The sequence below is a fragment of the Sphingomonas sp. 35-24ZXX genome (assembly GCF_000786215.1).
GTDB lineage: Bacteria > Pseudomonadota > Alphaproteobacteria > Sphingomonadales > Sphingomonadaceae > Blastomonas.
Window position 1 is genome coordinate 753,338 of the sequence record NZ_JROG01000004.1, and the last position, 14,068, is coordinate 767,405.

Annotated in this window: 17 protein-coding genes and 1 tRNA gene; 11 read left to right on the forward strand and 7 right to left on the reverse strand. The window is 66.4% G+C overall.

Features of this window, described 5'->3' with window-relative positions; genetic code table 11:
• The 4 genes from LI72_RS11665 to LI72_RS11680 all read left to right on the forward strand — a co-directional run bounded on the left by LI72_RS11665 (position 1) and on the right by LI72_RS11680 (position 3,066).
• The gene (locus LI72_RS11665) at positions 1-636 is read left to right on the forward strand and encodes a 3-oxoacid CoA-transferase subunit B (protein WP_033925979.1); all 636 of its coding nucleotides are present in this window, start codon (positions 1-3) and stop codon (positions 634-636) included.
• Entirely contained in the window at positions 633-1,535 is a 903-nt protein-coding gene (locus LI72_RS11670) for an alpha/beta hydrolase (protein ID WP_033925980.1), read from the forward strand. The genes LI72_RS11665 and LI72_RS11670 overlap by 4 nt, the downstream gene beginning before the upstream one ends.
• A gap of 2 nt (positions 1,536-1,537) precedes the next feature.
• Positions 1,538-2,227, forward strand: coding sequence for a glutathione S-transferase family protein (locus LI72_RS11675; RefSeq protein ID WP_033925981.1), 690 nt, complete (start codon positions 1,538-1,540; stop codon positions 2,225-2,227).
• Between the two features lie 89 nt (positions 2,228-2,316).
• Positions 2,317-3,066, forward strand: coding sequence for a hypothetical protein (locus LI72_RS11680; RefSeq protein WP_033925982.1), 750 nt, complete (start codon positions 2,317-2,319; stop codon positions 3,064-3,066).
• 15 nt (positions 3,067-3,081) lie between these two features.
• Here the strand turns inward: LI72_RS11680 and LI72_RS11685 are convergent, their stop codons facing one another.
• A complete protein-coding gene (locus LI72_RS11685) occupies positions 3,082-3,477 on the reverse strand; it encodes a hypothetical protein (protein WP_033925983.1) in 396 nt (131 codons plus the stop codon).
• Between the two features lie 286 nt (positions 3,478-3,763).
• Here LI72_RS11685 and LI72_RS11690 point away from each other — a divergent pair, with 286 nt between their 5' ends.
• Both LI72_RS11690 and LI72_RS11695 read left to right on the forward strand, forming a co-directional pair.
• Positions 3,764-5,083, forward strand: coding sequence for a serine hydrolase domain-containing protein (locus tag LI72_RS11690; protein ID WP_033925984.1), 1,320 nt, complete (start codon positions 3,764-3,766; stop codon positions 5,081-5,083).
• A gap of 48 nt (positions 5,084-5,131) precedes the next feature.
• Positions 5,132-5,767, forward strand: a complete 636-nt coding sequence (locus LI72_RS11695) for a glutathione S-transferase family protein (RefSeq protein ID WP_033925985.1) — start codon at positions 5,132-5,134, stop codon at positions 5,765-5,767.
• A gap of 12 nt (positions 5,768-5,779) precedes the next feature.
• Here the strand turns inward: LI72_RS11695 and LI72_RS11700 are convergent, their stop codons facing one another.
• Genes LI72_RS11700 through LI72_RS11720 form a run of 5 tightly spaced genes read right to left on the reverse strand, consistent with a single transcriptional unit; the run spans position 5,780 to position 10,004 of the window.
• Positions 5,780-6,721 (reverse strand): biotin-dependent carboxyltransferase family protein, encoded by a 942-nt coding sequence (locus LI72_RS11700; protein ID WP_052129753.1) that lies wholly within the window; start codon positions 6,719-6,721, stop codon positions 5,780-5,782.
• Complete coding sequence (locus tag LI72_RS11705) at positions 6,718-7,377, reverse strand: 5-oxoprolinase subunit B family protein (RefSeq protein WP_052129754.1); 660 nt, start codon at positions 7,375-7,377, stop codon at positions 6,718-6,720. Before LI72_RS11705 ends, LI72_RS11700 begins: the two co-directional genes overlap by 4 nt.
• Entirely contained in the window at positions 7,349-8,140 is a 792-nt protein-coding gene (gene pxpA / locus LI72_RS11710) for a 5-oxoprolinase subunit PxpA (RefSeq protein WP_156139581.1), read from the reverse strand. The genes LI72_RS11705 and pxpA overlap by 29 nt, the downstream gene beginning before the upstream one ends.
• Positions 8,137-9,387 (reverse strand): NRAMP family divalent metal transporter, encoded by a 1,251-nt coding sequence (locus tag LI72_RS11715; RefSeq protein WP_052129756.1) that lies wholly within the window; start codon positions 9,385-9,387, stop codon positions 8,137-8,139. Before LI72_RS11715 ends, pxpA begins: the two co-directional genes overlap by 4 nt.
• On the reverse strand, positions 9,357-10,004 hold the full coding sequence (locus LI72_RS11720) for a prolyl hydroxylase family protein (RefSeq protein ID WP_052129757.1): 648 nt from the start codon (positions 10,002-10,004) through the stop codon (positions 9,357-9,359). Before LI72_RS11720 ends, LI72_RS11715 begins: the two co-directional genes overlap by 31 nt.
• A 113-nt stretch (positions 10,005-10,117) precedes the next feature.
• Here LI72_RS11720 and gspI point away from each other — a divergent pair, with 113 nt between their 5' ends.
• The 5 genes from gspI (at position 10,118) to LI72_RS11745 (ending at position 13,555) form a co-directional block, all read left to right on the forward strand.
• A complete protein-coding gene (gspI, locus tag LI72_RS11725) occupies positions 10,118-10,495 on the forward strand; it encodes a type II secretion system minor pseudopilin GspI (protein WP_052129758.1) in 378 nt (125 codons plus the stop codon).
• Complete coding sequence (gene gspJ / locus LI72_RS11730) at positions 10,492-11,187, forward strand: type II secretion system minor pseudopilin GspJ (RefSeq protein WP_269429435.1); 696 nt, start codon at positions 10,492-10,494, stop codon at positions 11,185-11,187. Before gspI ends, gspJ begins: the two co-directional genes overlap by 4 nt.
• On the forward strand, positions 11,184-12,185 hold the full coding sequence (gspK, locus tag LI72_RS11735) for a type II secretion system minor pseudopilin GspK (RefSeq protein ID WP_033925987.1): 1,002 nt from the start codon (positions 11,184-11,186) through the stop codon (positions 12,183-12,185). Before gspJ ends, gspK begins: the two co-directional genes overlap by 4 nt.
• Positions 12,186-12,346: 161 nt before the next feature.
• Positions 12,347-12,423, forward strand: a tRNA-His gene (locus LI72_RS11740).
• A 64-nt stretch (positions 12,424-12,487) separates the two neighbouring features.
• Entirely contained in the window at positions 12,488-13,555 is a 1,068-nt protein-coding gene (locus tag LI72_RS11745; RefSeq protein WP_033925988.1) for a Leu/Phe/Val dehydrogenase, read from the forward strand.
• Positions 13,556-13,621: 66 nt separating this feature from the next.
• On the opposite strand, the gene rnhA is transcribed toward LI72_RS11745, so the two are convergent.
• Positions 13,622-14,059: a ribonuclease HI gene (gene rnhA, locus LI72_RS11750; protein ID WP_033925989.1), complete on the reverse strand. Its 438-nt coding sequence runs from the start codon at positions 14,057-14,059 to the stop codon at positions 13,622-13,624.
• Between the last annotated feature and the right edge of the window lie 9 nt (positions 14,060-14,068).

A 14,068-nucleotide genomic window follows, 5' to 3' on the forward strand; every position in this document is an offset into this window, starting at 1 on the left:
ATGCCCTGGACCCGTGACGACATGGCGGCGCGCGCCGCGAAGGAACTCAAGGACGGCTATTACGTCAACCTGGGCATCGGCATCCCGACGCTGGTGGCCAATCACGTGCCCGAGGGCATCGAGGTGACCTTGCAGTCGGAAAACGGCATGCTGGGCATCGGCCCGTTCCCGATGGAGGGCGACGAGGACGCCGATCTGATCAACGCGGGCAAGCAGACGATCAGCGAACTCGCCTCGTCGAGCTATTTCAGCTCGTCGGACAGCTTTGCGATGATCCGTGGCGGGCATATCGACCTCACCGTGCTCGGTGCGATGGAGATCGCCGAAAATGGCGACATCGCCAACTGGATGATCCCGGGCAAGATGATCAAGGGCATGGGCGGCGCGATGGATCTGGTCGCGGGCGTCAAGAAGATCATCGTGGTGATGGAGCACACTTCCAAGAACGGCGACCCCAAATTCATTCCGGCGTGCACCCTGCCGCTGACCGGCAAGAACGTGGTCGACATGATCATCACCGATCTGTGCGTGTTTCAGCGGCCCGACCATGACAGCCCGTTCAAGCTGATCGAACTGGCCCCGGGCGTGACAGCTGAGGATGTCGCGGCCAAGACGACGGCGCACTACACCACGTGAAGCGCGGCACAAAGCTGGGCCTGGGGGCACTGCTCGCCGCCGTCGGCGGCTTCGGAGCCTATGCTGCGACCACATCGCCGCCGCTGCTGCTGAGCCATCTCGATGCGGTGATGGGTGGCGGCAAGGGTGCCGCGCTGGTGGCAGAGGCGGTGCCGTTCGGCGATCATGGCCAGACGCTCGATGTCTGGCGGGCTGCCGATGCCAAGGATGGTGAGAAAAGGCCGGTGCTGATCTTCTGGCACGGCGGCGGCTGGGTGAAGGGCGCACGTCAGGACTATGCCTTTGCCGGGCGCGCCTTTGCCAAACAGGGCTTTGTCGTTGTCGTGCCCGATTACCGCAAAGTGCCCCAGGTGCGCTTCCCCGCCTTTGTCGAGGATGCCGCCGACGCGGTCGCCTGGACCCGCGACAATATCGCGCGCTATGGCGGCAATGCGGATGCCATCGGGTTTTCCGGCCATTCGGCAGGCGCACACACCGCGGTGTTGCTGGCGCTCGATCCGCGCTGGCTGACGGCGGCGGGGGTAGATCCCGGCATCGTCAAGGCGGTGGTGGGGCTGAGCGGGGCCTATGATTTCTACCCCTTCACCACCAAGCGCTCGATCGATGCGATGGCGGATTATCCTGACCCCAAGGTCACGCAGCCGATCGCGTTTGCCCGCGCCGATGCGCCGCCGATGCTGCTGGTCACCAGCACCCTCGACACCACGGTGCGTCCGCGCAACGCGATCAACCTCACCGCGCGCCTGAAGCAGGAAGGCGCGGTGGTCGAGATGATCAATTATCAGGGGCTCGACCACGAAGAGGTGGTGATGGCGCTGTCCAAGCCGTTCCGCGGCAAGGGACCGGTGCTCGGCGACAGCACCCGTTTTCTGAAGACGCACCTCGCAGCAGCGGAGTAATCATGGCCTACGCACTGTTCACCGCCAACCGCAATTACTCCAGCTGGTCGTTGCGCCCCTGGCTGCTGATGCGTGCGCTGGATATTCCGTTCGATGACCGGCTGGTACCGTTCGCCGGAGCGGACAACGCGGCCGAGTTTCACAGCTTCGCTCCCAATGGCAAGGTGCCGTGCCTGCATGACGAGGATATCGTCGTCTGGGATTCGCTGGCCATCGTCGAATATCTGGCCGAGCGTCACCAGGGTGTCTGGCCGTCCGATCCCGTCGCGCGCGCCTGGGCGCGCTGCGCGGCGGCGGAGATGCACTCTGGCTTCTCGCCATTGCGCAACATCTGCCCGATGAGCGTGGGCGTGCGCGCCGAACTGATCGCCATTCCGCCCGCGCTGCAGGCCGATATCGACCGGATATCCGAACTATTCACCGAAGGGCTCGACCGGTTTGGCGGTCCCTGGCTGGCAGGCGCCGAATTCAGCGCCGTCGATGCCTTCTTTGCCCCTGTCGCCTTCCGGGTGCGCAGCTTCGGTCTTGTCCTGTCGGACGCTGCCAACGGCTGGGTGGGACGGATGCTCGGCCACCCGGCGATGCTGGACTGGGAAGCGATGGGCCTGGCGGAAACCTGGCGCGACCCGGCGCATGAGGATGAGATCGCGGCGGTGGCGTCGATCACGGCGGACTATCGCGCCGGCATCTGATCCTGTCTGCGGCGGTTTTCCCGCAACGAGCCATTGCCTATCGCCCGATAACGCCTCAGACTGAGGGCTTATCCGGGGGGATCGGCATTATGGCGCAATTCGTGGGCATGGGCCCGAGCAAGGCGGAGCGCGAGCATCGCTTCTTTCTGACGATGGCGGCGCTGATCCTGCTGCTCACCGTGATCGGCTTTGCGCCCAGCTATTATCTGCGCGCCTTCATCCCGCCGCCGCACCCGATGGAGCCGCTGAACCTGCTGGTGCACCTGCATGGCATCGTGTTCAGCGCCTGGGTGCTGCTGTTCCTCGTCCAGGTGGGCCTGGTCTCGGCAGGCAAGCGCCATCTGCACCGGCAACTGGGGTTGCTGGGCATGGTTCTGGTAGCGATGATGATCCCGCTGGCGATCGCGGTCGGAGTGGCGGGCATCCACCGGCCCTTGACCGCGCCGCCGGGGATCGACCCGCTGTCCTGGGCCGCACTGCCGCTGCTCGATGCACCGGTGTTCGGCGGATTGATCATCGCAGCCCTGATGCTGCGCCAGCGTCCCGATATCCACAAGCGCCTGATGCTGGTCGCGATGATCAACATGGTCCAGCCTTCAGCGGGGCGCTTGATCGGCATGTCCGGTCTGCCCGGTGAAGCCGTGGGGCCGCTCTCTGGCCTGGTGGTGCTGATGTTGCTGGCGGTGCTGCTGCTGCGCGACCGCCTCGTCACCCGTCGCTTTCACCCTGCCGCGGTCGTGGGAGCCGCCATTGTCCTGGCGCGCATCCTGCTGACCCCGATGGTCTGGTCGACGCAAGGCTGGCTGTCGTTCGCCCGCTGGCTGTCTGGCCTGGCCTGAGCTGCGCCAGGCAGGTCATTTGGCCGCGCGCTTGCCGTTCCAGACATTGCCGACGAGATATTCATAGTTGCAATAGGACCAGATGCCGGTCCAGGCGGTGCGCGCGCTGTTCAACTCAAAGCGAATGCGGCCCCAGTGGCGGCTGCCCATCTTGGCAGTGTCGCAGGTATAGTCCGATGCGCTTTCCACCCAGAAGCCCTCGATCACCCCATTTTCGATCTTGCCGGTGATGCGGCCATCGTCGGTTTCATATGCGCCGCTGATCATGCCCTGCGCATCTTCCACCAGCGTGATCGTACCAAAGTCCGTGGCCCAGGTGCCGCTCGCCGGGCCTGCAGGTGCGGCTGCCTGTGTCAGGGTGGCGGTGCACAGCAGCGTAATCGCGGCCAGGGTCTTGCAGGCAATCGACATGGGGCTCTCCTTTTCCTTACCGTGGGTCTGAATGACGACCGGGCGGGCGGATAGCACAGTTTCGACGCACCCTTGTGACACTGGGCACACGGGAAAGGCCGCAGCAGGGAACGGTCGCGGTGCAGTATTCGGGGCCGCCTCAGCGGATGATCCGAACCTCACCGGCGACAGACCGAATCCGCACTGGCTTGCTCTTAAGCATTTTACAGGGCAAAACAGGTAGAGTGGCTGAAATGCAGGCAATAATGCATGGGGGCCGGGGCGCAATTTTACCATCGGAGACAGCATGAAGCACTGGCTGCGCAGTCCTGCTGTATGGACAGCCAGCGGCATCGCCGCAGGCGCGTTGCTGATCGGCCTCAATGTATCGCGGGGCGGCGGCGTGGTGACCGGCTCACCCGCCATCGCGGCGCAGGCGAGCCAGCCGCTGATCGACGATGCCAATCTGCCGCTGGCGCCCGAGCGCTGGCAGGGCAAGGTCGATTATGCCGGATTCGATCTTCGGATCCAGCGGATGATGCGCGATCCCGAAATGGTGGGTCTTGCGGTCGCCACGGTCGAGAACGGACGTCTTGCCTTTGTGAACGGCTATGGCTTTGCCGATCGCGAAGCGGGCCTTGCGGTGACGCCGGATACCGTCTTTCGCTGGGCTTCGGTCTCCAAGGGTGTTGCGGGCACGCTGGCCTACAAGCTGGCCGAACAGGGCAAGCTCAGCCTCTCGGCACCGCTGGCATCGTTCGGCACCAGCCTGAAGCTGGCGGGCGGCGCGGAAAGCCGGCTGGCGATCCCCGATCTGCTGGCGCACCGGCTGGGCCTTGCGCGCAATGCCTATGACGGCAAGCTGGAATCGGGCGATCCCGCCCCGATGCTCCGCAACATGCTCTCCACCGTGCCGCAGCAGTGCCTGCCCGGCGATTGCCACAGCTATCAGAACGTTGCCTATGATGCGTTCAGCGAGATCGTCGGCAATGCCACCAGCATGCCGTACGAACTCGCCGCAGCACAGATGCTGTTTGCCCCGCTGGGCATGAAGAGCGCAGGGCTGGGCATGCCCAACCTCACGGGTGCGCGCAACTGGGCGCGGCCCTATCGCGGCGGACGCGTGCAGGTCTTGTCCGATGCCTATTTCCGCGTGCCGGCGGCGGCCGGGGTCAGTTCGAACATCGTCGATCTGGCGCGCTGGATGCAGGCGCAGATGGGCCAGTCGCCGCAGGTGATCTCGGCCAATGTCCGCGCCGAAATCCACCGCCCGCGCGTGGCCACCTATCGCGGCGGCCGCAGCGGGCCGGATTCGCTGATCATCAGCCATGGCTATGGCCAGGGCTGGCGCAGCCATATCTATGACGGCCACTGGCTGGTCGGCCATGGCGGCGCGGTCAACGGTTATCGCGCGGCGATGTGGTTCGACCCCGCCACGCAGACCGGCATCGTGATGCTGTGGAACAGCGGCTCGACCCGGCCCTTCCGGCTGCCGTACGAATTCTTCGACCAGGTCTATGGCCGTCCGTACAGCGACTGGCTGGACATGGACAAGGACCCGCGCATGATGGCACCTCAGGCGCTGCCGCCTGTGGACACGGCCGGTGCGCTGACAGCTGCCGACTGACACGACCCAATCGACAACCATAACCAGAACCGACCGGAGAGACCTGCCATGAGCGTTGTGCTGCACCATCTTGAATATTCGCGTTCCACCCGGGTCATCTGGCTGCTGGAGGAAATGGGAACGCCCTATGAGATGGTCCGGCACCAGCGCGATCCGCAAACCTTCCGCGCGCCGCCCGAACTGGCTGAGGTGCATCCGCTGTCCAAGGCGCCCACGGTGATCATCGATGGCCATGTGATGGTCGAATCGGGCGCGATCATCGAATATCTGATCGAGCGCTTCGGGTCCGAAACGCTGGCGCCTGCCAATGCCAAGGACCGCCCGGCCTATCTCGAATGGCTGCATTTTGCCGAAGGCACGATGTCCGGCCCGATCATCTTCACCGCGCTTGGCCCGCGTTTCGGCGGCCTTGGCCCCATGCTCGGCGGATTTCTGGGCGCAGAAGTGACCAAGCTGCTCGACCATGCCGACAAGGCAGTCACGGGCCATGAATTCCTGGTCGGCGACCGGCTGAGCGGTGCGGACATCAACATGGCCTATCTGCTCGAAGTCGCCGATGCCAGCAAGCTGCTGGGCGAGCGTCCGGCGCTCCGGGCCTATCTGCAGCGGCTGCGCGACCGCCCGGCCTACAAGAAGTCGATCGAGATCGGCGGCCCGATGATCTTCAGTGCGATGGGCGGCTGATCGCCGCCAGCGTTACGACAGCGTCAGCCCGGGAAGCCACTCGCCCCACAGCCCGATCTTTTCGGCCAGGATCTGCTCGGCCTGTTCGGGCTGCACCGGGACCAGCAGCATCGTCGCATTGGGTGCCAGCTGGCCGATCAGGTGACGGTCGGCGCGGATGACCTGCGCGATGCGCGGATAGCCGCCGGTGGTCTGGCCCTCGCAGCCGATCAGATAGGGCATGCCATCGGGCGGGCATTGGATGATGCCGGGGAAGACCGCGCCGCTGCGGATCGGGGTGGCGGAATTGAGATCGATCGCCGTCCCCTGAAGCTTCAGCCCCATCCGGCTCGACCGCGATGACACCCGCCAGCGCTTGCGCGCCAGAGCTGCCATGCCCAGCGCCAGCCGGTCGCTCTCGGGCCCGGCGACCACGCGCAGCACGAAGCCATGGCCGAAAAAGGGCTGCAGTTCGGCAGGGGTGACAAGATCGTCCGTGCGGCCATCGGAACCGTGCGTCGGGATGACATCGCCATCGGCGAGCGCGCGTCCCTCCAGCCCGCCAAAGCCCGCACCGATCAGCGTCGATTGCGAACCCAGCACCGCAGGCACCGCGATCGGCGCGGAGGATGCCAGATAGACCCGGCACCCCGCCCAGACCCGGCCGATCGAGATCCTGTCGCCCGCCTTCAGATGCAGCGTGTGATGCGGTTCGACCTCCTCGCCATTGATCTCGACCTGGCAGGGCGCGCCGGTGACCGCGACGGCCATCGCCTGATCGGCACGGAACTCTGCCGGGCCCAGCGTGATCTCGATCGCGGCGGCATCATAAGGCTGGCCCACCAGGCGGTTGGCGAGCGCCAGGCTCAACGTGTCGGCCGCGCCTCCCGAAGGCACTGCGAGCCGCCTGAGCGCGCGGAAGGGCCCCGCCTGAACGCTCGACTGCAGCCCGGCCTTGATGACGGTGATGCTCATGCGCTGGCTCCCGTCAGGCGGGCAAGGGTCGCAGCGTCGATCCGCTCGAAACGCACCTTCTGCCCGGCGGTGAGCAGTGCGGGCGAGGCGGCGTGCGGGTCGAACAGCGTTTCGGCGATGCGCCCGATGATCGGCCAGCCGCCGGGCCCTGCATGCGGATACAGCCCGCAGATCTGGCCGAGCAGGCCGACAGAGCCCGCCGCAACATGCGCGCGCGGATCGGACAGGCGCGGAATATCGGGAATCCGGGCGTCGCAGACCAGATAGCCAAAGCCCGGCTGGAACCCCAGCATCGCCACCTTCCAGTCCTGCGCACCATGCCATTGCGGAAGCGCGTCGGTGGTCATGCCCAGCAGCTCGGCGACGATCTCCGCGTCATGCGCCCAGGCTGCGTCGTAGCAGATGTGCAAGGTGACAGCGGGGAGGGTAGTCTGGGCAGGCGCTTGGGCCGCTCCGGCCAGCAGGGCCTCTGCGGTTGCACGCGCCGACTCCAGCGATCGCGCCGCCGGGTTCCAGCTCAGCGAAAGGCTGTCCAGCCCGGGCACGATATCGTCCCACCCCTGTTCCTGCGCCGCCAGCGCCAGGCCCGCCACCTGATCCGGCGCGAGCGATCGGATCATCAGCCAGTCATCGGCGCAGTAGATCGGCAGGGTCATCGGGCATCTCTCCGGGCGCTTTTATGCTTATGCCCTTGCTTGCCATCACCCTGGCGATCCGCAAAGCGGTTTGTTCCGATCCGGGACTGTCGGAATGGATGCACAGGCTGTGTGCAACAACATGGATCAGGCTGCCGTCGCTGGCGGTGAGCGGCTGGCCCGTCGCGATGGCGAGCGCCTGCGCGGCGCGGGCCTCATCGCCCGCGATCAGCGCACCGGGCTGGCTGCGCGGCACCAGACGGCGCGCGGGCGTATAGCCGCGGTCGACAAAGCCCTCGGCGATGAACCGCGCGCCTGCGTCCCTTGCGGCCTGTTCGAATGCGCCATGCGCGAGGCCTACCAGGGCCAGCGTCGGGAAGGCCATGTGGAGCGCGGCGGCGACGGGGCCAGCCATGTCGGCGCGATCGGCCAGATCGTTGTAGAGCATGCCGTGCGGCTTGATGTGGGTGAGGGGGATGGCGAGGCCGTTTGCCACCCGCACCAGCGCCCGGACCTGTGCCAGCAGTGATTCGATCAGGTCGGGCAGCGGCATGGCAAGCGAGGTACGGCCGAACCCTGCGCGGTCGGGGTAGGAGGGATGCGCGCCGGCGGCTACCCCTGCCTCGCGCGCGGCGATCAGCATCCGCGTCATGCTGGCATCGTCGCCGGCATGGCCGCCGCAGGCAATGTTGCAGCTGGAGATATGGGTCATCAGCGCGATGTCGCGCGTCTCTTCCAGCGGGTCTTCGCCCAGATCAGCGTTGAGGTCGATCCAGCCGGTCATGGCCACACGCCCGCTGCGCGCAGGATCAGCCGCAGGCCAAGCCCTGCACACACCAGCACCACCGCAGCGCCAGCGACATTGGCCACCGTACCGTTGGCAAATGCCCCCAGGCTCTGCCGCCGCGATGCCACCCACAGCAGAAAGGCGGCCAGGATCGGCAGCAGCAGCCCGTTGGCCGACTGGGCGATCAGGATCAGTTCAACGGGATTGACCGCGAAAAAGGCAAAGCCCGTGCCGATGGCGACCACCGCCAGCGCGGTGCGCTTGAAGATGCGCGTGCGCCGAACCGGATTGTCCTGACCGCCCAGCATTTCGCCAAGCACATAGCCGGTGGCGAGCGGCGCGGTCAGCGCAGAACTGAACCCGGCGCCGACGAGACCCAAAGCAAAGACGATCCGCGCAGGCGCGCCGAACAGCTCCTCCAGCCGCAGCGCGACATCGTCGAGCGGCCCGGCGCTGGTGCCGGGCATTGCGGCGGTCGCCGCGCCCATGATGACGATCGCCATCGACAGCAAGCCGCCCAGTGCCACCGAGATGGCCGTGTCGAGGTTCGATGCCGCGAGACCTGCGCGGTCGGCGGCGAACTTGCCGCGCACCGATGCCGCGTGCAGAAACAAGTTGTAGGGCACGACGGTGGTGCCGATCAGTGCGATCGCGGTGAACAGGCTGCCCGTGGGCAGAGCCGGAACCAGCCCACGCGCCGCTGCGGCCCAGTCGACCTGAATCACCGCCAGCCCGCCGATGAAGGCCATCGACATCGCCAGCACCAGTGCGATCAGCAACTTCTCCAGCCACGCCGGCTTGCCGATGATGATGAGACCGGCAGCCAGGCTGCCCGTGGCCAGGGAAAGTAACGCCGGCGAGACGCCAGCAAGGCCCAGCAGCTTGAGCCCTGCGCCGGTGCCGCTGATATTGCCGGCCTGGTACGCCGAATTGCCGATGGCGAGCGAGGCAAAGATCAACGCTGCGATCGCCCAGCGCAGCGGCGGGCTGGACGCGGCCGCCAGGATCGCCTCTGCAAGGCCCTGGCCCGTGACGATGGCGACGCGCGCCGCCATGTTCTGCAGGATGATGGTCGCGATGGTCGCAAAGGCCAGCGCCCAGAGCAGGGCATAGCCAAAGCCGATGCCCGCGCTGGCGCAGGCGGTGACGGTACCGGGGCCGATAAAGGCCGCGGTGACCAGCATGGCAGGGCCGGGGCGATAGCCAGCCAGGGTCACCAGCCCCAGGGCCTCTCGCGATACCATTTCGTGATCACGTACTTCGTCCCCTCGCGCACCTTCATGCCATGATGGATGGTGGCAGGGTTGAGGCTGCCGTCGGGCCGCCGGTTGTTCCACGCGACCAGCTTGCCGGTCTCGGGCTGGATCGACTTGCCGATGGTCTTGAACCGCGTCGCGCCGCCTGCGACCGGCTCGTTCAGATAGATCATGAACGTCCAGGTCCGCTGCCCTGCGACACTGGTATAGCGCTCGAAATCCTCGCCGCCCGGCTCGAAGTAGTCGGTATGCGCCTTGAACTCCTGCCCCACGGCATAGCGCTGGCCCTGCATCGTCTCGCCGAACTGGCGGTCGATGCCCGACAGCACGCTCAGCCGCTCGTCGAGCGCGACCACCTCGGGGTCGTCGGCGCGCAGATCGCAGGTTTCCGACGTGCGGAAATAATGGTCGCCATTGGGGTCGGCGATGGTCGAGGGGCGGCGGTCGGCATCGATCTTGTCGACAAAGCGCGCGCATTCTTCCGGCGTCAGGAAAGCGCGCAGGATGAAAAGCTCCATTCGCGGCGTCGGGACCCGCTGGATGCCCGGCACCTTCGTCAGCGCGGCGATATTGCACTGGTTGCTGGCGGTATTGGTCTGGCTCATTGGTCCGATCCATGGGCGGCTGACTTCTGCCCGCCGATTAGCCCTCAATTCGGGCGGAGTTCAACCCCGCAAACGGCTGGCGCGGTGCGGCATTGCCGGTTAAATGATCGCCCATGCCGTGCCGCCCGCCCCTACGAGATCGATCCGCCGGCTTCAGCCTGCTGGAGATGCTCGTGGCGCTGGCGGTGTTCTCGATCGCGGCGCTGGCGCTGATCAAGCTGCAGGGGGCCAGCCTCATGCAGACCGCAGAGCTCGACAGCCGCCTTTACAGCGAGATCATGGTGCGCAATCTGGCGGTCGAGGCGCTGACCGACCCCAACCCTCCATCGCTGGGCGATGCAGAAGGCGCTGCCACCAATGCGGGGCGCAATTTCAGCTGGCGCCGGACCACCACGGCGCTGGAAGGCGGCGAGATCTTGAAGGTCGAGGTCGCGGTCAAGCAGGCGGCCGGGCCAGAGGTCACGCTGACGGTGCTGAGGCCGGTGCTGTGAGAGATACAGTTGTAGCACAATCCCGTTTGTCCCGAGCGAAGTCGAGGGACGTTGCGCAACCGTCCCTCGACTTCGCTCGGGAACGCGGAGAGGAGAGCGCTTCACGGCAGAGAAACGGCTTCACTCTGGTCGAGATGATGGTCGCACTGTTCATCTTCGGGATGATCGCCAGCGCATCGGTGCTGCTGCTGCGCCAGACGGTCGAGGCCGAGGCGCGCAGCGCGGTGCGACTGGAGGAGATGGGTGACCTGCGCCGGTTCTCGGCGATCATGGCGCAGGACCTGACGCTGATGCTGCCGCGGCCATCGCGCGATGCGCTGGGCAGCGACCGGGTGGCGCTGATGAGCGAAGATGAGCTGCTGCTCGGCTTCTCCCGCCAGGTGGCGCAGATCGATCCTCAGCCCGGCGTCTCCAGCCTGCAGCGAGTCGAATGGGCGCTGGGCGAGGGGCGGCTGACGCGTGCTATCGCGGCCAAGGCCGATGGCGCCAAGACGGGCGCGCCGGTGGCGATTCTGGAAGGCATCGACTCCGCGCGGGTACGATTTCGCGACAAGCAGGGTGTGTGGCAGACGGACTGGCGGCCACAGCGCACCGACGAGCTTCCCATTGCGATCGAGCTGACCCTGGTCCAGACCGGCAATGCGGCGCGGCCGCTGACGCTGCAGTTCCTGGTGGCGGGTGGCGGCGCATGAGCGCCCAGCGCCCCGTCATCGCCCGCTCCGAGCGCGGTATCGCGCTGCTCAGCGTATTGCTGCTGGTCGCGGTGATGGCGATCGTCACCACGCTGATTCTCGACCGGGTGAACCTGGCGGTGCGGCTGGCGGGCAATGCCGACGCGTCCGATCGCGCCCGCTTCGTCGCGCTGGGCGCGGAAAGCCTTGCCGCGCGCGAGATCAAGCGGCGGCTCGATCTCAGCCCTGCGCGCACGGTCAACGCGGGTGGCTGGATCGGTACGCCCACGGTGCTGCCGATCGACGACGGCTCGGGCGCCGTGGTCACCGCGACGGTGCGCGATGGCGGCAACTGCTTCAATCTCAATTCGGTGGTAGAAGGTGAACCCGGCAACCTGGCCTCGCGCCCGGTGGGCATCGGCCAGTTTGCCGGGCTGATGCAGGCGCTGGGTGTCGCATCGGACGAGGCGCGCGGGATGGCCGATGCGCTGGCGGACTGGATCGATACCGACCAGATTTCGCTGCCTGCGGGCGCGGAGGACCAGTTCTACATGCAGCTCGACCAGCCCTATCGCACCGCCGGGCGTCTGCTGGGCGACAAGGGCGAGGTGCAGGCGCTGCGCGGCATGACGCCGCAGCTGTATGCGCGGCTGGAGCCCTGGATCTGCGCGCTGCCCGACTCCATGCTCTCGCCGATCAACGTCAACACGTTGCTGCCCGAACAGGCGCCGCTGATCATGATGCTGGCGCCGGGCAAGATCCCGCTCGACCGCGCGCGTAGCCTGATCGCACAACGCCCGCAGCTGGGCTATGCGCGGATTGCGGACTTCTGGCGGCCGCTGGCGCTGCAGTCGCAGACATTCGGGCCCGAAATCGAATCGCAGCCGCAGATCGTCAGCCGCTGGTTCGAGCTCGATCTGGTGGTCGCGCAGGGGGAAAGCCGCTGGCGGCAGACCAGCTTGCTCGATGCGCAGCTCAGCCCGGCCAGGATTATCGCGCGCAGGGTCGGCGAGCCATGAATCGCAGCGGCTAATTTAATTTCGTCTGCACAGGTGATTTCCTGCATTTTCCCTTGCATTGCCGCCCCTCTTTGTAAGATAGCGAGCGCCTTCAATCGTCGCTTGACGATCGCCGCCACGCGCTCCTAAGGAGCGCCTCCGCGTGGCGTGTGCAGTGTGTGGCGACCGTAGCTCAGTTGGTTAGAGCGCCGGTTTGTGGTACCGGAGGTCGGGGGTTCGAGACCCCTCGGTCGCCCCATCTGCCCTGAAATGATGGCCACAAGGCCACTTCCGCGTGCTGACCATCCTGGGGATACTGGCGCATGCAAAGCTATTGGGACCTGCCTGACTTCGACGAACACGAGGCCGTGCAATATGTGCACGACCGCGCATCGGGCCTCTCGGCGATCATCGCCATCCATTCGACCAAGCTGGGCCCCGCAGGCGGCGGCACCCGTTTCTGGCATTATGCCGACAAGAGCCGCGCCATCACCGATGCGCTGCGCCTGTCGCGCGGCATGAGCTACAAGAACGCGATGGCCGGCCTTCCCATGGGCGGCGGCAAGGCCGTGATCCTGGCCGACAGCGACAACCGCAAGACGCCCGAGATGCTCGCCGCGTTCGGCGATGCCATCAACGCGCTGGGCGGCCGCTACGTGACCGCCGAAGACATCGGCATGTCGGATGCCGACATGGTCGCGATCAGCCAGCGCACCAAGTTCGTCTCGGGCCTGCCGGTGCAGGACGCAGGCTCTGCCGGGGGCGATCCGGGTCCGTTCACCGCCAAGGGCATCTTCCTGGGCGTCAAGGCCGCGGTCGCGTTCAAGCTGGGCACCGACAGGCTCAAGGACGTGCGCGTCGCAGTGCAGGGCACTGGCAGCGTCGGCGGCGGGCTCGCCCGTCTGCTCGCAGCCGAAGGCGCCAAGCTGACGCTCGCGGATGTCAACGCAGACCGCGCCAAGGCGCTGGCCGACGAACTGGGCGCCGAGACCGTGCCCGCCGACCGCATCATGCAGGTCGAGGCAGACGTGTTCAGCCCCAACGCGCTGGGCGCGATCCTCGATTCGGAAAGCATCGAGAAGCTCAACGTCGGCATCGTCGCAGGCGGCGCCAACAACCAGCTGGCGCGGCCGCACCATGGCGACATGCTGATCGACCGCGATATCCTCTACGCCCCCGACTATGTGATCAATGCCGGCGGCATCATCTCGGTCGCGCTCGAGTATTTCGCGCAGGCCGAAGGTCGTGCCGCGCAGGTGGCCGAGGTGCATGCGCGCCTGACCGGCATTCCGCAGCGTTTGACCGGAATCTGGCAGGAAAGCCGCAGCACCGGCGAATCGCCCGCGACCGTCGCGGACCGGATGGCGCAGAAGCTGATCGGCCGAGGCTGAGCCTGGACCCGTTTATGGTTTAGGGCCTTGGGCCTCGCCGGGGTCGCGCCCGGCAGGCCCAGTGCCTTACCGCATCAAGGCTTCGGCGGCGGCGCTGGCGAGGCGATCCGCGCGCTCATTCTCGGGATGGCCCGAGTGGCCCTTCACCCAGCGCCATTCGACGGTGTGCCGCGCGACGGCGCCGATCAGTTCATGCCATAGATCGGCATTGCGGACGGGCTTTTTGGATGCAGTCTTCCAGCCGTTGCGCTGCCAGCCCTCGACCCATTTGGTGATGCCGTCCTTCACATAGGTGCTGTCGGTGTGCAGGATGACGTTGCAGGGCTCGATCAGCATGTCGAGCGCGCGGATCGCGGCCATCATTTCCATGCGGTTGTTGGTCGTGTCGCGCTCGCCGCCCGAGAGTTCCTTCTCGTGCTTGCCATAGCGGATCAGTGCGCCCCAGCCGCCGGGGCCGGGATTGCCCTTGCAGGCGCCATCGGTGAATATCTCGACTGTTTTCATGGCTGCTCA